Origin of the sequence: Blautia hominis (genome assembly GCA_002270465.1) — a bacterium.
Classification (GTDB): domain Bacteria; phylum Bacillota; class Clostridia; order Lachnospirales; family Lachnospiraceae; genus Blautia; species Blautia hominis.
This window is the reverse complement of record NQOF01000001.1, coordinates 324,799-342,619: the sequence shown is the minus strand read 5'-3', so window position 1 is coordinate 342,619 and position 17,821 is coordinate 324,799. Positions and strand designations below refer to the sequence as shown.

The following is a 17,821-nucleotide window of genomic DNA, read 5'->3' as shown; positions in this document are numbered from 1 at the left end:
ACGGGAGGTGGCTAACCCCGTCTCTTTTTGATTTCAGAAAGTGAGGTGAGCCTGATGGCAAAAGAGTTCGCCAAAGCATTCTACAACAGTAAACGATGGAAGAAGTGCAGAGCTGCATACATAAAGCATCGTAAGTCTGTTGATGGAGGATTATGTGAGACATGCCATGACAGCCCAGGCTACATAGTTCACCATAAAGTGGAATTGAATCCAGATAACATCAATCACCCAGACATTGCTCTGGGTTTTTCTAACTTAAAATATGACTGCCATGTGTGCCACCAGAAGGAGAACATGAAGGACGGACCGGCAGCAGGATTGATACAGTATGATTTCAGTCCGGAGGGAGATGTGATACCCAGACTCCCCCCTGATTGAGGTCATATTTTTTATTACGGAAAACCAGACGTCAACCTTCATGTAACACGCAGGATCACGTGAGCGGGGGTGTAGTATAAACAGAAATGAGGTGAGTAAGTGGGACGAAGAAAGACATATGCAGAGATGACAAAAGAAGAGATCATAACGGCTGAAAAAAAGAAACTATCAGGCATCTGCGGAGAGATGGATGAAAAAACAAGAAAAGCTGTAGATTCATTGATGGATGAAGCAGCATTTATGAGCGCGTCCCTTTACGAGCTGCGCAAGATCATAAATGAGAAAGGCTATACCGAGGAATACCAGAATGGAGCTAATCAAAAAGGGGTAAAAAAATGTTCTGAGGTCGAAGTGTATAACACAATGATCAAAAATTATATGGGGACTATCAAACAGCTTACAGAACTGCTGCCAAAGCCCCCATCACGGTCGCCTACGGGAGCTGGAGATGGATTTGAGGATTTTGTAAATGGCCGGGATGATTAAGTACCCCTTAGCTTATAATCCCATTCTGGAATATTGGGAAAAGATACAGAATAAAGAGATCCGAGTGTCGGATAAAGTATTCAGGACCTATAAAAAAGTTGTAAAGGACATTGAAAGCCCAGGGGAATACTTTTACAGTTCAAACCGGGCCAATCACATACTTGAATTTGCAGAGAATTACTGCCGTCACTCAAAAGGTAAATTTGGCGGTAAACCGGTACAATTGGAATTGTGGGAGAAAGCACACCTGGCAACTGTATTTGGTTTTGTCGACATCGAGGGAAACCGGAAATACCGGGAATCGCTCCTGATCGTGGGGAAGAAAAACGGTAAATCCCTGCTGGCATCCGTTGTAGGCTTATATATGCTGACAGCGGACGGAGAGATGGGACCGGAAGTCTATGCGGTTGCGACCAAAAAAGACCAGAGTAAGATAATCTGGCTGGAATCAAAGAGGATGGTAAAGAAATCTCCTTCTCTTACCAAGCGGGTGCGCTCCTTGGTTGCAGAGTTGGATACAGATTTTAACGATGGGGTATTTAAACCCCTTGCATCTGACAGTGATACGCTTGACGGCTTGAATATCCATTGCGTCCTCATGGATGAGATCCACCAGTGGAAGCAAGGCAAGGCCCTTTATGATATCATGGCTGATGGTGTGTCGGCCAGGGAACAGCCCCTGGTGTATATCACTTCCACCGCCGGGACTATCCGGGAGGACATCTACGATCAGAAGTATGAAGAGGCAGAAATGGTCATCAATGGGTATGAAGACCCAGATGGTTACAAAGATGAACACTTTATTGCCTTTATCTATGAACTGGACAGCCGAAAGGAGTGGACGGACGAGAACTGCTGGGAGAAGGCCAACCCGGGTCTTGGAACCATAAAGAACCGGAACACCCTGAAAGACAAAGTAGAGAAGGCAAAGAAGAACCCGCGGCTGGTGAAGAACCTGCTCTGTAAGGAATTCAACATCCGTGAGACTTCAAGTGAGGCATGGCTGACCTTTGAACAGGCGAACAACACAATGACCTTTGATATTTTCCAATTGAAGCCAAGATACGGCATCGGCGGCGTGGACTTATCCTCCACTACAGACCTGACAGCGGCAAAAGTGCTGTTTAAGGTGCCTGATGATGAGCATATCTATGTAATGTCCATGTACTGGATGCCGGAGGATCTGGTGGAGAAGCGGATACAGGAAGACAAGATCCCCTATGATGTGTGGATTGAAAAGGGGTATGTGCGGACTTGTCCGGGAAATAAAATCTCATACAGGGATGTAAAAGCCTGGTTCGTGGAAGTGCAGGAGGAGTACGATATATATTTAAACCTGATAGGATATGATTCCTGGTCTGCAGTCTATTTCGTGGAGGATATGCAGGACTACTTTGGGAAGGCCAGTATGGTACCAGTCATCCAGGGGAAGAAAACTTTGTCACAGCCCATGAAAGCCCTGGGTGCCGATCTGGAAAATAACGTGATCATCTACAACAATAACCCGGTGGATAAGTGGTGCCTCTGCAATACAGCAGTGGATGTGGATAAGAACGATAATATCCAGCCAATCAAGACCAGTAAGCCCCGGAGAAGGATTGATGGTACAGCAGCCCTGCTGGATGCCTATGTAGTGTTGCAGAACAACATGAATGATTATATGAGTCTGATATGACGCCTTTACCGGGCGTTATTTTTATGGCCGGAATTGCGCCGGCGCAAGAAAGGAGTAAACCTATGAAATTATTTGGCAAAAAACAGACCAGGAACCGGGAACCCACAGCCAAAGAAGGACTGCAGATGCTTACCACCTGGCAGGAACGGTATTATGCCTGGAATGGGAAACTATATGAAAGCGATATCGTCCGTGCCTGCATCCGGCCAAAGGTAAAGGCAATCGGAAAGCTTGTGGGAAAACACATCCGGGATGACCCGGCAGGTGGCCTGAAGGTAAACCCTGACGCGCGGATCCGCTTCCTGTTGGAGGAGCCAAACCCTTACATGACTGGGCAGATGCTGCAGGAGAAGGCGGCGAATCAGCTATGTCTGAATAATAATGCGTTTATCCTGATCATACGGGATGAGAATGGGCTGCCGGTGCAGCTATACCCGGTCCCATGTGTATTTGCGGAAGCGTTGTACGACAAGCAGGGAAACCTGTACCTGAAATTCCAGTACAGGAACGGGAAATCCGGCACGTTTGCCTATCAGGATATCATCCACCTGCGACAGGATTTTAACACAGATGATGTGTTTGGAGAAAGCCCGGCAAAAGCCATCTCACAGATGATGGATGTCATTGGTACGATCGACCAGGGAATCATAAAGGCGATCAAAAATAGCGGGATTATCCGGTGGTTGCTTAAATTTAACAGCTCTATGCGTCCGGAAGATATCAAAAAGAATGTAAAATCCTTTGTAGACGATTACCTGGCGATAGAAAGCGAGACATTCGGTGCAGCAGGTGTGGATTCAAAAGCAGAAGCGGTCAGGATTGAGCCGAAGGATTATGTGCCAAATGCAGCACAGACTGATAGGACGATTGAACGGATCCAGTCCTTTTTTAACACAAACAAAAAGATCGTACAGTCAAATTACACGGAGGATGAATGGACAGCTTATTATGAGGCTGAGATAGAGCCAGTGGTGGTCCAGATGCATGGAACCTATACAGTAGGACTGTTTACACGCAAGGAACGCGGCTTCGGAAATAAGATTGTGTTTGAAGCTAATAACCTGCAGTGTGCCAGCCTGACCACAAAGCTGGCTTTCCAGGCAATGGTAGACCGCGGCGCCATGACGCCGAACGAATGGAGGCAGACTATGAACATGGCTCCGCTTGTAGGCGGTGACGAGCCTATCAGACGATTGGACACCCAGGTAGTAAATCTGGTCGAGACAGCTCTTAAAAACATGAATGCAGAAAACTGCCATGTGACTGCAGATGTCATAAAAGGGCTTCTGGAAGCCGGAAAGGAGGGAAAGGATGGCTAGGATTGACATTAGGGGAGTGATCATCCCGAATGATTACAAATGGTATTATGACTGGTTTGAGGAAGACAGCACATGCCCAAGGGATGTACAGAAGGTCATAGATACATACCCAAATGAAAAGCATGATATCTACATCAACTCTCCGGGAGGAGCGATTGACGTGGGATCAGAGATCTACACGATGCTGCGGGGCCATGCCGCCGGTATAAAAATCTATATTACCGGCCAGGCGTGCAGTGCTGCTTCAGTGATCGCGGCAGCAGGGTATTGCGAGATGTCGCCTACGGCATTATTGATGGTGCACTGTGTGTCTTCAGGGGCGCGCGGGAATCACAGTGACATGGAGCATATGGCGGAAGTCCTGCGTACTGCAGACAGGGCATTGTGCACCGCTTATATGGACAAGACGGGCATGACTGAACAGGAAGTCCTGGATATGATGGAGCATGAGACCTGGCTGAATGCGCAGCAGGCGCTGGAGAGGAAACTGATTGATAAGATCATGTTCGAGCAGCAGGAGCCTGAACTGATGACTGCATCAATGTTCGCGCTGCCGTCATCAGCTCAGATGGAACGCGCAAGGACACTTGCTATGGCACCTGAAATGGAGCGTGCCATGATGAACTTGAAACTTTTAGAATTGGAAGGAGCCAGAAAATGGGAAGAAAAGAATATTTAGAAAAAAGGCAGGGTATGCTGAACGAAGCAAAGCAGCTCATCAACAGTGGAAAGATTGATGAGGGCAACAAGAAAATGGACGAGATCAAAGCCCTGGATGAGAGATTTGATGCGGAAGCAAAGGCAAATGCGGCACTGGAGGCTATGGAGAATGTGCCGCAGGGAATGAACCTGCAGAATCTCACAGATGCAGGAGCAGAAGGCAGGGCCGTGTCTGCAGGAACAGCCAGAATGACAGAAGGGATTGCTATGAATGGACAGCGGCATACAGAGGAGAAGCTTGATTATTCTTCCGAGGCCTACAAAACCGCATGGGCCAAAAGCATGATGGGAAAACCGCTTTCTGCGGAGGAAGACGCAGCTTATAAGATGGTGAACGAGGCCTTCACCCATACTACGGGGAACACAGGCACGGTCATCCCTAAAGTGGTGACTGCTGGTATCTGGCAGGAGATCGGAGAGATCTATCCATATTGGAATGACATCAGTAAAACGTATGTGAACGGTATCCTGACCATGATCAAGGCTGACACATCCACGGATGCGAAATGGTATGATGAAGCAACCAAAACAGAGGATGGAAAAGAGACCTTTGAGACCCTGACCCTGAACGGCTGCGAGCTTTCCAGAGCGATCACGGTATCCTGGAAACTGAAAGAGATGGCTATGGATGAGTTCCTGCCTTATATCCAGAAACGTATGGCTGAAAAGATGGGAGCAGCTCTGGGGTATGGATCTACACACGGAAAAGGACAGCCGGGGGCTGGTGAGACATTTAAGGCAGAGCCTTTGGGCGTTGTGACTGCTCTGGAGAAAGAAACCGGTACTCCTCAGATTGCAGAGTATGTGAAAGGCACACTGGGGTATACGGATATCATTACAGTCAGGGCAAAAGTGAAGAGTGGATACGCTGGCGGTCTTTCTATCTATGCAAATTCCAATACCATCTGGACGGAGCTTGCAAATGTGAAGGACCAGAATGGACGTCCTATCCTGATCGCGGACGTGTCCAACGGAGGAGCATTTAAAGTGTTGGGCATGGCAGTTAAGGAAGATGATTCTATGCAGGATGGCGAGATCCTGATGTCCAATGCACCCAGGGGGTATACAGCGAACATCAACAAGGAGATCAGCGTTACTCTGGAGGAGCATGTAAAAGACCGAATCACAGATTACTGCGCTTATGCGATCGTAGATGGTGCTATGGTGACCTCCAAGGCACACGCCCTGTTAAAATATAAGGCGGGGGAATAAAAAGCCGCACGGTGCCGGCAGGAAAGAATAGCACTGTATTTAATGACACCTACACAGTCACGCAGCTAAAGGCGGCGGCAAAAGAACAGGGAATCGTCGGTTATGGCAGCATGAGCAAACAGCAGCTCCTGGAGGTGTTGAACAATGAGTGATATGCTTTTGATTGAAGAGCTGAAACGTATTGTCCGGGTGAGATCAGCGGATGCCGAGTTTGAACTGGAAGGACTGGTAGCATCCTGTAAAAAAGAACTGGAGCTTGCCGGGATATATGGAGACGAAGCGGATCCGTTGTACCGGCAGGCGGTCCGTCTGTATTGTAAGTCTCATTATGGATACGATGAAGATACAGAACGGTTCCAGGCGGCATTTGGCTCCCTGCGGGATGCAATGGCTTTGTCCGGCGATTATATAAAGGAGGCTGCTAATGGAAGCAACATTGATATGGAACAGTAGGACCAAGGACAAAGACGGCTTCCCGGTAGAAGAAGAGCACAGCGTGGATATCTATGTTGAGGAAAAATCAGCAGCCAGGATGGAGTTTTATGAAGCCATGCGTGCAGGCGTTGAGGTGAAGCTGGTCCTTGAGACCAGGCAGGAGGATTTTGAACTTTCCGCTCATGAAGAGGATGGAAAAAAGGTATATGCCAGGAAAGTGGAGTATGAGGGATATACATATGATATCGTCCGTACCTACAAAACGGGAAAAGCAAAGATCCAGATCATATGCGGGTAGGTGATGAAATGAGTTTTGAGACACTGGGTTTTGATGACCTGGAAAAAGAGCTGGAACAGTTAGGGGATATTGATGATATAGCGCCTGTAATACTGGAAGCAGCGGCACCTATCCTCAAAGAAGAGCTGCAGAGCCAGGTACAGCAGGCAGCTGATAAAGGATATGCCCAAGGGGACCTGGCCGGATCCATAAAAGCGAATAAACCGGGAGAGAACCATTTGGGGCACTATGTATCCGTTACGGCAAAAGGTAAGGATAGAAAAGGCATCCGAAATAATGAAAAACTGGCATATCTGAATTATGGGACATCAAAACAGAGTGCGAAGCCGATAATCAGCAAGGCAATGAAAAATTCGGAAAAGAAATGTTTAGATGCCATGCAGGAAAAATTCAATGAGGTGACGGGAGGATGAGCGTAAATGAAAAGATAGAACTTGCGCTGGCGCAAATAGTAAAGAATATCTGGCCGATGTGCTGTCCGGATGAACGTCCTCCCGGGGAATATATTGTCTACAATCCGGAGTTGGAAGAAGCTGCGGTGTTTGCGGATAATACGGACCAGGAGTGGCTACAGCATATGCAGGTGCACCTTTACACAAAGAGGAACTATATGGGAAGACGTAAGGAGATAAGAAAAGCCCTGCGGGAAGCAGGGGCTGTTGTAACAGACATAATGACACTGTACGAAAAGGATAGTGGATATTATCACTTATGCTTTTCGTGCATTTTTGAAGAAGATATGGAGGAATAAGATTATGGCATATGTAGGATTAGCAAAGCCAACAGTAGCCAAGGCTGATGATAGCACAGGTACCATGAAATATACGGAGGGTTTCACCTGTGGAAAGGCGATTGAAGTAACGATCAACCCGCAGTATGCGGAAGGCTCTCTGTTTGCAGATAATGTAAAATCTGAATATGATAAAGAGTTTAAATGGGCAGACATCACTCTCAATACGGATACGCTCCCGATTGCGGCACATACGGCAATGTTTGGGCATACCGTGACAGAGGATGAGGGAATGGTCGAAGACAGGTCAAGTGATGAAGCCAACTATGTCGGCCTTGGGATCTACGCAGATGAAAAGGTGAACGGGAAGAAAAAGTATGTTGCCATCTGGATACACAAGGCCAAATTTACAGAAGGCCAGGAATCCTATAAGACAAAAGGTGACAATATTGAGTACCAGACACCAAATATTTCCGGGCAGGCCATAACGGATATAGATGGAAAATGGAGGACCAGGAAGGTATGTGATTCCGAACAGGAAGCCAGGGACTGGATTGATACAAAGGCCGGTATCAAGACGGCATAAGGAGGGAGGAGAGTAAAATGTTTGAAGGATTGAGCCATATTGAACTCTCAGGGAAGCCATACCCTATCCGCTGTGATATCCTTGTGCTCGAAAAGATCCAGGATGAATATGGCAGCCTGGATGATTTTGAGTCAAAGCTGATGACGTGGGAACCGGAACTTGATGAAGAAGGGAACAAGATCCGGGAAGAGAACGGGGATATCAAATACCGTGGGAAGCTACCTGATGCAAAGGCTCTGAACGATGCTCTGTATTGGATGGCATCAGAGGGAGAAGCAGTGGCGGCGGAAGAAGAAAACAGGAAACCAGAAGTGATCACCAGAGAGGGGATTGCCAGAAAAGTTGACCTTACGCCGATGGAACTTGCAAGCCATCTCCACGATGAATTTTATCGCTGTTTTAAATCAAAAAACGCGAAGGCCACGCAGAAGGAATAGAGGATGAGGAGCCAGAGCCGATAGATTTTGCGTGGTTGGTGTTCATCGGAATGCAAATAGGATATACGGAAAAAGAAATTTCCCGCATGTATTTTGGAAAGTGGTGTGACCTCTTCAAACACTTTAAATGGTACTGTAATTTCAAGGCGAAAAGATATGTGTTTGGTGAGAGAAAATCCTCATCTTTGATGGACTTATAGTCTGATCTGGAGTATAATGGTATCAAAGGAGGGATGCGTAATGAGTAAAGAGCAGAAAGTATTTATAAAAGCGTTGCTGGGCCTTATTTTCTGGCTTGCAGTCGCATTCCTCATTGTTGTGGAACCGGCGCTCGGGATAGTAGGTGCTCTCATCGGACTGATATCCCTTGTGTGGAATAAGATAAAGCATAAACCGATTGCAACATTTAAGATTAAAAGATAATAGAGAAACGAGCCACTTGCTCCGGCAGGTGGCTTTTTTGTGGGCAAAATAGGGAGGTGAGAATTTGGCAATAAAGAAGATAGGTGCGCTGATCGCGCTGGACGGCGAGAAGGAATTTAAGCAGAACGTCACGAACTGCAATAAATCTTTGTCTGCATTGAAATCCGAGTTAGGCCTTGTACAGGCCCAGTATGAAGGCCAGGAGAACTCCCTGGAGGCCCTACAGAAGAAGCATGAAGTGCTATCCAAGGCTCTGGATGAGCAGAAGAGCAAAGAAGAAGCTGTCAGAAAAGGTCTGGAACATGCACGCGAGAGCTACGAGAAGGTTGGCGCGGGTCTCACAAACTTGAACAAGCAGCAGGAAACCCACAGCAAAAAACTGGGGGATCTGAAGCAGGATTATGAAAAGGCCACGGACCGCCTGGATAAGATGACAAAATCCGGGAACTCATCGGAACAGGCGATAAAAAAACAGGAGGCAGTGGTACAGTCTCTTGCCGGTGAGCTAAAAAAAGAAGAGACAGCCCTGGATGACGTCAACCTTGCTATCACAAAAGGTGAGAAGAATTATCAAACTGCAGGAAACCGCGTGAAGGACTGGGAGACGAAGCTGAATACAGCAGAAGCCCAGGTCATAAAGGCATCGTCAGCGGTGAATAAAAATGCTGCATATCTAAAAGAGGCGGCACAGTCTACGGATCAATGCGCGAAATCCATTGACGAATTTGGTAAAGAGGTAAAGGACGCAGAAAAAGTCACGATGGATTTTTCAACAATCCTTCAGACAAGCCTGGCAAACGCGCTGGTGAATTTGGGGAAGGATGCCGTTGTCAATGCGGTCAAATCAGTAACAAGCCTTGAAACTGCACAGAGGCAGCTACAGGCAAGCACCGGAGCCACTGCAGGAGAGATGCAGCAATACAAGTCTGTTATGGAGGACCTGCATAACAACAATTATGGTGATGATATCAACGATGTTGCACAGTCAATGGCCCTTGTCAAGCAGTATACAGGTGAGCTGGATCCCAGTAAGCTGGAGAGTATGACAGAAAATGGCATTGCCATGCGTGATGTCTTTGACATGGATTTGAGCGAAACAATCCGTGGTGTGGATGGCCTTGTAGAGAATATGGGGGTAACATCTGAGGAAGCTTTTGATCTGATGGCTAAAGGCGCCCAGAATGGCCTTAACAAGTCCGGTGAGCTGGCAGATAACATAGCTGAGTACAGCCAGTTATGGGGGCAGGCTGGATTTTCTGCACAGGAGATGTTCGGGATCCTTCAGAATGGCCTTGATTCCGGCGCCTATAATCTGGATAAGGTAAATGACTTTGTGAAAGAGTTTGGTAACTCTCTGGCGGATGGCCGGATTGAGGAAAATCTGGATTCTTTTTCGAGCGACACTAAGTCGTTATTCTATCAATGGAAACAGGGAAAAGCCACAACAAAAGATGTGTTTTACTCTGTGATCAATGATATTTCGACAGCTACGAATAAGCAGGAAATGCTTACTCTGGCAAGTAACACCTGGTCAGCTCTGGGCGAAGACAATGCCATGAAAGTCATCACTTCCTTGAATGAGACAAATACGGCATATGATGACGTAAAAGGGACGATGGAAAGTATCAAGGATATTAAATATGATACCCTTGAATCCAGGTTCACTCAATTAGGAAAGAAGTTCCAGACGCAAGTAGGGGTACCAATCGCCGAAGATGTTTTGCCTGCGATTGAGGATGGTCTGGATGCTGTCATAGAGAACATGGATACTTTGGTGCCTGCGATAGCAGGCGTGATAGCCAGTGTTGGCACATTTAAAGCTACAATGAAACTGGCTACGGTAGCACAGGCTCTTTTTAATACTACTGTAAGCGCAACACCTATTGCACTAATGGTAACGGCGGTGGCCGGCGCAGCAACCGCAATAGGTGTTTACGCAGAGAGCGCAGGGGATGCGTCGAAAGATGTCGCGGATTTGGCTGATCAGAGCCAGCGATTGTGCGACAAAGCAAACGAAGTATCTGAATCTGCCCAGGATATGATGACATCCTATGCTGACACCAGTGCGGAAATAGAAGCGCAGGGAGGATATGCAAAAACACTTGCTGAACGTATAGAAACGCTTGCAGATAAGACTGGGAGAAGCAACGAAGAAACTCAGGTGATGCAGGGGTACATTGCTGAACTGAATGGACTGGTGCCGGATTTGAACCTGGCGTATGACGAGCAAGCCGGAAAGCTGAATCTGGCAAGTGATGCACTGGAAGAATATCTGAATCAGTCACAAAGGGACATAGAACTGCAGGCACTCAGGGAGCAGGCTGTTGAACTGATAAAAAAGAGGTCAGAACTGGAAGTTGAGAATATTAAGCTTACACAGCAGTCAACGGATTTATCAGATAAAAAACAGAAAGTTCTTGAGGGTGAAGATGAATGGTATCTGAAAAACTGCAGAAGCTTGACAACGCTATTTGATAAAAAAAATGAGGAACGCCGAAATTACGATGAAGTAACAGAATCTATTGAAAAAAATCAGGAAGCTCAAGAAAAAAATGAAACAGCGCGTAAAGATGTAGAAGCAGGAATTGCAGCTCTTCAGGAGGAGTTGGAGAAACATGGTATCTCATGGGAAGAGGCTACTGTAAAGCAAGACGAAAATACAGAATCTGCGAACACAAATGCAGAGGCACAGCAGGCAGCAGCAGATGCCAATGCAACGGCAGCGCAAACTATAGTAGAAACTTACATGGGGATGCAGGAAACTGTCTCAGATGTACTGGAAAGCCAAATGAACATGTTTGAAGAATTTAACGCTGGCGCAGATATATCAAGCGAGGAACTCTTGAATAACATGCAGTCACAGATTGAGGGAGTAACAAACTGGGCTGACAACATGGCGTACCTGGCTGACAGAGGCGTAAATCAAGGCATCCTGGATAAACTGGCTGAAATGGGACCGCAGGGGACTACATATGTCGAAGCATTTGCCAATATGACGGATGAGCAGTTGCAGCAGGCTAATGATATGTGGTCACAGTCTTTGGATATGAAAGAGGGAGTAAATGCCAGCGTCCAGGGTATGATCGAGGAATACACGGCAGCTCTTAATGGCGGAAAAGAACAGATGGTAGAAGTTATGTCCTCTGTGGGTATAGATTTGTCTGGCGGGCTAGGGTCTGGAATCAGAACAGGGATTGAACAAGGTACCATTGCAATAAATGAACTAAGCGAAGCTGTTATCACTACTACAAAGACAGACTTCGATACGCATTCCCCATCGAAAATATTTATGGGTATTGGAAATGATTTGGTTGCGGGATTATCTGACGGTATCACCGGGAATGAACTGCAGGCTGTCATGGCAATACAGATGTTGTCACAACAGATCGTAAATATTGCCCAGAGCACATTAAACTCTGCTGATTTTACCAATGTAGGCAATACAGTAGTTGATGGCATAAGGACAGGCGTGGAGCATGGTTCGCCTGCAGTATTGGCCCGTGTTTCATCTCTTTGTGATGATGTGCTATCCAAAACAGAGGAAACGCTCACATATGTTAACTTTTACGTGCCGGGCAATGTAGCAGTGCGAGGACTGGAAGCGGGTATTGCTGCAGGTCAAGATCTAGTAGAGCGCGCAGCGGAGTCTGTGGTATCGTCTGTAACCGACGAGGCATCGGAACTGAATTGTTGGACGTTATACATGGACGGATACAATACGTCCGTCGGTCTGGCAAACGGTATAGCCGCCGGCGAATCAGAAGTAATCAATGCAGTGGCCCAGATGTGTGCGGATGCGGTGGCAGAGGCAGAATACAGGCTGGATATCAATTCTCCATCCAAAGTTTTTAAAAGATTGGGTGAATATACCGCCGAAGGGTTTGGAATCGGTTACGAGGATAAAATGGATGATGTACGGGCCACAATCGCGGAGAGCATGGAAGTGCCAAACGTGACAGGAAGAAACGCTGCTGGAACAAATGCTGTATACGAGAATTCCGGTGACACAGAAGCATTTGAGCTGTTCAAAGAGTATCTGCCATATCTAAGGGAGATAGCGGCAAAGGACACGACTTTGTACCCATCCAGACGGCAATTTGAAAAAGATGTTACGCAGATTGTGAACAGCGGTACAACAAGAAAGACAACGATGAAATCAGCAGCAAGGGGGTATTGATACGTTTTATGTGGAATTGAATGAAGTAACCAGCGACTCAATCGGACTGCTGGTAAAAGAAAGGCCTGCGCCCCCTGCGCCGGAACCAGATTATGATGCAATAAAACTGCCAGGCAGGGACGGCACCCTTTACCACAGAAAAGATACTGTGCCTGATATCCCGGTAACTTTCACATTCGGTTTTAAAGCAAAAAAAGATTTGTGGATGGAGCAGTATCGCATCGTAAAAGAATGGTTGTATGATGGTATAGGCAGCAGGCTTGTATTAAGCGACGACCCAGAATATTTCTACCAGGTCAAACACCTTAAAATTAAATCAACAGAGAGATTTATAAGGACAATGGGACAGATATCGGTTGAATTTATATGCTCAGGTTATCAATACCTATTAGAAGGGACAACGGAAATGGACATTGACCGGGTATTATATAACCGCTATTACCTGTCCCATCCGGTCTATAAAATTACCGGAGAAGGAGTCTGTACCCTTACAGTCAACGGAAAGACAATGGTGGCGAATGTGGGGCAGAATTTGACCATAGATACTGAAAGGAAGCTATCATATAGGCTTGATAACACAATCATGAATACCTCTGTGACAGGTAATTATGATGACCTGTATTTGCTTAAAGGAAAAAACAGCATAACCATAACAAACGGATTTGAATTGAAGATAATCCCCAATTGGAGGTGCCGATAATGATACAGATATATCTGCCATACAATACAGACTATGAGCATAACGGGGATGCGGTACTGGGTCCGATCTCCTGCGAATGCGAAATGGTACTCAATGATGAATGGCATCTTGAATTGGAGCATCCGATAGATGAAAACGGAAAATTTAAAATGATCATAAAAGAAGCTGTTATCTCCGCGCCAACGCCAATAGGGGAGAGGCAGCTTTTTCGTATTTACGAAACACAAAAGGATGATGAAACAGTAACGGCTTATGCATTTCCTGTTTTCTTTGATTCCAAGGATGATCATATTTTATTAGATGTTAGGCCGACGGGTAAGAACGGTCAGCAAGCACTTGATATCATGTGTGCGAAAAGTGAATATAGTGGGACATCAGATATAACCACTGGTTCCACGGCATATTACGTGCGTAGGAATTTAATGGAGGCAATCAATGGAGACATTGACCAGTCTTTTATAAATCGGTGGGGCGGGGAAATTCTCTATGACAATTACCAGGTAATCATTAATCAGCGTGTCGGCGGAGATTACGGCGTCCGGGCGGAATTCGGTTATAACCTGGAAGGAATAGAAGAACATGTAGACATGAGCGAGGTTGTAACCAGGATCATCCCGGTTGCATACAACGGATACACACTCGAAGGAGATTCACCGTGGGTGGATTCCCCGCGTATCAATAAATACGCAAAGGTATACACAAAGGAACTCTCTTTTGATGATATAAAGATGATAGAAGATGCGAGTGAAGATGAAGAAGGGTGTCTGACGCTGGATGAATTGCGACGCAAATTAGTTTCAAAATGCAATGAGCAGTTCGCACAAGGCGTAGACCTGCCAAAAATCTCTTATGATGTAAATATGGTATCCCTGGAAGGGACAGAGGAATATAAGGGATACGAGATCCTGGAAAAAGTAGGGCTGGGAGATACAGTACATTGTAGGCATAGGGGACTTGGCATAGAGACAAATGCAAGGGCAATCTCAATCAAATATGATTGTATTGATAAAAGAAATTTAGAGATCGTTCTTGGTGACTATCAAAAAAGTGCTTTTGACTCTGAGTTTGAGCTGCAGAAGGCAATTGAAGCTGTTCTCGATAGCAAGTCAAAAACGGTAATGGCAGAGAGGGTGCGGGGCATCCTTGACGCAGTAAATACTCAACTGCGGCTGCAGAGTACGGTTGCCAAGAAAGTAAATGGCAGAGCCTTTGAAATATCCGACCTGGACCCTGAATCGGAATTATACGGCTGTATGATATTCGGCAGCCAGGGCTTACAGATCGCCACGGAGCGCACCGCGGACGGGAGGGACTGGAACTGGCGGACGGCTATAACTGCAAAAGGAGTCGTTGCAGATGCTATCATATCCGGCCTACTGTCGGATAAGACAGGCCGGAACTATTGGAACCTTGATACAGGTGAGTTTCGGATGACGATGGAGGCTTTTACCGTAGATGGAAAAACGGTAGAAGACATTGCAAAAGGTATTGCAGACGAAGCGCAGAAGCTGGCTCAGGCATATGCAGACAAGCAGCTATCAGACTTCACCTATGTTGTTTCTGGTGATATTTATAATCTCCAGAAGCAGATAGATGGACAGATAGAGACATATTACTATGACTACGAACCAACCCTCAATAATGCACCTGCCTCTAAATGGACCACAGAGACGGAGCGGGCGAAGCATGAGGGAGACCTATTTTACTGGAAAAGCAAAGGCTATGCATACCGCTTTTTTAAAGAAGGCGGAGTGTGGAAATGGCAGCTTGTGCAAGACACAGATGTTACAAAGGCCCTTGCCAATGCATCGAAAGCGCAGGATACAGCGGACAGCAAACGCAGGATTTTTATAGCCCAGCCAACAACCCCGTATGACGTGGGTGACACTTGGATGGATGGCAGGGACATACTGACCTGTACTGTAAGCCGCCAGACTGGGGTGTGTCAATCATCCGACTGGCGAAAATTGAATGCATATACTGATGATGCGGCCCTAAATGCTTTCATCTCTGGGGATTATAAAAATGCCATTGCTGCGTTAAAAACACAAGCCGACAAGAAAGCAGAGACTTGGCGGCAGGCCGATGACCCGGCGGCAGGATGGACACAGGCAGAGAAAGCGGAGCATAAAGGGGACCTGTGGTATAAAACCACGGACCAGAAGGCTTATATCTACACAGGGACCGCCTGGGAGCTGATGAAAACGGCTCCTCCTGATGAGGTCTTTGACAAGATAGACGGTAAGGCCCAGATATTTGTAGCACAGCCCGCGCCCCCTTATGCAATAGGGGATTTGTGGACGAATGGGACAGATATATTGACTTGTACAATGGATAGAGCAACCGGCAATTACGTGGCAAGTGACTGGAAGAAATTGAACGCATACACGGACAACAGCGCTCTGCAGGAATTTATTTCTGGAGATTATAAAGACACTATTGAAGATATCCAGAACCAGACGGACCAGAAAGCTGAAACATGGTGGCAGCCTGCGGACCCATCCACTGCTTGGGAAAATAAAGCAGAGCATAAAGGCGACATCTGGTATAACACCACAGAGAAAAAGTCTTATATCTACACCGGATCTGCATGGGAAGAAATGAAGGCTACACCGCCGGATGAGATATTTGACCGGATAGACGGGAAAGCTCAGATATACATAAGCCAGCCGGCGCCACCGTATCAGATCGGAGATCTATGGTTTGATGGAGTTGATATACTTACATGCGTTACAGAAAAGGAAAGTGGGGACTATGCTGCAGCCGACTGGGAAAAGAGAAATTCATATACTGATGATACCTTGGCGCAAGAAGCCCTTGACGAAGCGCGAAAAGGGCGTATCCTAGCCGTTTCCCTGTCGAACGATACATTTGTTGTCCCGACGGATACGGACGGAAATAACGGCAATTATACAGGATGCAATACAACTATTTCTGTGTTTTACGGCACTACGGATGTAACCAAAAGCGCATCAATAACTGTTTCAAAATCGGGAGGTATCACAAGCTCATGGTCTTCCCTGACTAAGCAGTGCACGGTCACTAATATGACTTCCGATAGCGGATATATCGAATTTCTTGTCAAGTACAACAGTATTTCTGTGACCAAGCGCTTTACAATCAGTAAAAACAAGAACGGATCAGACGGACGTATCTATATGCTTGACCCTTCCACACTGGTAATGAAAAGAGGGGAGAGCGGAAACTTGAACCCGCAGAGGGTTACGTTTTACTCTCGATACAAGGATGGGAAATCGCCAGAAAAGGTAAGTTACCCTGGGCATTTTGAAATTGGTGAAAGTGTAAACGGATCTGTCTGGACTACAAAATACACAAGCAGTGTTGACGAATCAAGCGTAGTATACGCACCTACCAGTACGGCGGTAACCATAAAATGCACGCTTTATGAGGCGGGAGGAACAGATGTAAAGATAGACAGCCAGACCGTTGTTATCCTGGAAGATTTAGCTGCCCTAACGCATGACATGGTATTTGACCGGCTGACAGACGGCGGGAAGATACAGGGCCTCTATACGGAGAACGGCAATATATACATTAACGCTACCTATATTAAATCCGGTATGCTCACTCTCGGCGGGAGCGGAAATCAGTATGGCTCCCTGCGAATGCTGGACGCAAGCGGGAAAAAAATAGGCGGATGGGACAAGGACGGGATCTATGTAGACGGAGGGGCTATTTACTGTAAAACATCCGAATCAGGAGCAAGTTTGTACGGCGGCAGGATGCATCTAACGCATGGGACCACAGAAGTCGGAAACATAGGCACTAATTATCATGTAGGATACGAAAGCAGGAAAGGTCTTGTATTTGACCTGGACAGCACTGGCGCATACATGGCCTGGGCCGCAAGGACATCAAGTACAGGCAGTTATATCATAAAGCTTTTATATTCCAGTAAGACATTCGGGGATTACAAAGCAGACCGGTTATACCTTGGGTGTGATATGGATTGCAACAATTACAATTTCAGGAAACTCAAGGTTTCAGACAGCTTTTCTATTATGAATAATACAACATGCGATATTTACAGTGATGTTAATTACCATAATTGGAATGCAAAAAATATCGGACTTGATAATATAGTTGCTTTTGATGGTTACGCCCCATTCAGCGGAACTTTTCCAATCGTATATAAAATAGTTAAAAACGGTGATGGGAGCATTACCTGGTATACCGGAACTGTGAAAGTGAGAAGCGGTGGTATAACCGCTGTCCCAGAATAAG

At 46.3% G+C, this 17,821-nt stretch carries 17 protein-coding genes; all 17 read left to right on the top strand.

The genetic code is table 11. The annotated features are described in order from the left end of the window. Positions 1–54 precede the first annotated feature (54 nt). The 17 genes from CI595_RS01570 to CI595_RS01495 all read left to right on the top strand — a co-directional run bounded on the left by CI595_RS01570 (position 55) and on the right by CI595_RS01495 (position 17,820). A complete protein-coding gene (locus tag CI595_RS01570; RefSeq protein ID WP_095172334.1) occupies positions 55–378 on the top strand; it encodes a hypothetical protein in 324 nt (107 codons plus the stop codon). 99 nt (positions 379–477) lie between these two features. Further along, the gene (locus CI595_RS01565; protein ID WP_205728107.1) at positions 478–864 is read left to right on the top strand and encodes a hypothetical protein; all 387 of its coding nucleotides are present in this window, start codon (positions 478–480) and stop codon (positions 862–864) included. Next, positions 848–2,539 (top strand): terminase large subunit, encoded by a 1,692-nt coding sequence (locus tag CI595_RS01560; protein ID WP_243135076.1) that lies wholly within the window; start codon positions 848–850, stop codon positions 2,537–2,539. Before CI595_RS01565 ends, CI595_RS01560 begins: the two co-directional genes overlap by 17 nt. Before the next feature lie 62 nt (positions 2,540–2,601). Then, positions 2,602–3,858 (top strand): phage portal protein, encoded by a 1,257-nt coding sequence (locus CI595_RS01555; RefSeq protein ID WP_095171030.1) that lies wholly within the window; start codon positions 2,602–2,604, stop codon positions 3,856–3,858. Further along, the gene (locus CI595_RS01550) at positions 3,851–4,537 is read left to right on the top strand and encodes a head maturation protease, ClpP-related (protein ID WP_095171028.1); all 687 of its coding nucleotides are present in this window, start codon (positions 3,851–3,853) and stop codon (positions 4,535–4,537) included. The genes CI595_RS01555 and CI595_RS01550 overlap by 8 nt, the downstream gene beginning before the upstream one ends. Beyond that, on the top strand, positions 4,516–5,790 hold the full coding sequence (locus tag CI595_RS01545; RefSeq protein WP_095171026.1) for a phage major capsid protein: 1,275 nt from the start codon (positions 4,516–4,518) through the stop codon (positions 5,788–5,790). Before CI595_RS01550 ends, CI595_RS01545 begins: the two co-directional genes overlap by 22 nt. Before the next feature lie 11 nt (positions 5,791–5,801). Further along, positions 5,802–5,942 (top strand): Rho termination factor N-terminal domain-containing protein, encoded by a 141-nt coding sequence (locus CI595_RS27290; protein WP_162291783.1) that lies wholly within the window; start codon positions 5,802–5,804, stop codon positions 5,940–5,942. Further along, the gene (locus tag CI595_RS01540) at positions 5,935–6,243 is read left to right on the top strand and encodes a hypothetical protein (RefSeq protein WP_095171024.1); all 309 of its coding nucleotides are present in this window, start codon (positions 5,935–5,937) and stop codon (positions 6,241–6,243) included. Before CI595_RS27290 ends, CI595_RS01540 begins: the two co-directional genes overlap by 8 nt. Next, a complete protein-coding gene (locus tag CI595_RS01535; protein ID WP_095171022.1) occupies positions 6,215–6,523 on the top strand; it encodes a hypothetical protein in 309 nt (102 codons plus the stop codon). Before CI595_RS01540 ends, CI595_RS01535 begins: the two co-directional genes overlap by 29 nt. Positions 6,524–6,531: 8 nt before the next feature. Then, positions 6,532–6,936 (top strand): HK97-gp10 family putative phage morphogenesis protein, encoded by a 405-nt coding sequence (locus CI595_RS01530; RefSeq protein WP_162291782.1) that lies wholly within the window; start codon positions 6,532–6,534, stop codon positions 6,934–6,936. Beyond that, positions 6,933–7,274 (top strand): hypothetical protein, encoded by a 342-nt coding sequence (locus tag CI595_RS01525; protein ID WP_095171018.1) that lies wholly within the window; start codon positions 6,933–6,935, stop codon positions 7,272–7,274. The genes CI595_RS01530 and CI595_RS01525 overlap by 4 nt, the downstream gene beginning before the upstream one ends. A 4-nt stretch (positions 7,275–7,278) precedes the next feature. After that, on the top strand, positions 7,279–7,839 hold the full coding sequence (locus CI595_RS01520) for a major tail protein (protein ID WP_095171017.1): 561 nt from the start codon (positions 7,279–7,281) through the stop codon (positions 7,837–7,839). 17 nt (positions 7,840–7,856) lie between these two features. Further along, positions 7,857–8,276 carry a hypothetical protein gene (locus CI595_RS01515; protein WP_095171015.1) on the top strand — a complete coding sequence of 140 codons (420 nt, stop codon included), beginning with the start codon at positions 7,857–7,859 and terminating at the stop codon, positions 8,274–8,276. A 240-nt stretch (positions 8,277–8,516) separates the two neighbouring features. Continuing rightward, the gene (locus CI595_RS01510) at positions 8,517–8,699 is read left to right on the top strand and encodes a hypothetical protein (protein ID WP_095171013.1); all 183 of its coding nucleotides are present in this window, start codon (positions 8,517–8,519) and stop codon (positions 8,697–8,699) included. Between the two features lie 64 nt (positions 8,700–8,763). After that, a complete protein-coding gene (locus CI595_RS01505) occupies positions 8,764–12,876 on the top strand; it encodes a phage tail tape measure protein (protein WP_095171010.1) in 4,113 nt (1,370 codons plus the stop codon). 10 nt (positions 12,877–12,886) lie between these two features. Continuing rightward, a complete protein-coding gene (locus CI595_RS01500) occupies positions 12,887–13,576 on the top strand; it encodes a distal tail protein Dit (protein WP_162291781.1) in 690 nt (229 codons plus the stop codon). Further along, the gene (locus tag CI595_RS01495; RefSeq protein WP_095171008.1) at positions 13,576–17,820 is read left to right on the top strand and encodes a phage tail spike protein; all 4,245 of its coding nucleotides are present in this window, start codon (positions 13,576–13,578) and stop codon (positions 17,818–17,820) included. Before CI595_RS01500 ends, CI595_RS01495 begins: the two co-directional genes overlap by 1 nt. Position 17,821: the final 1 nt, after the last annotated feature.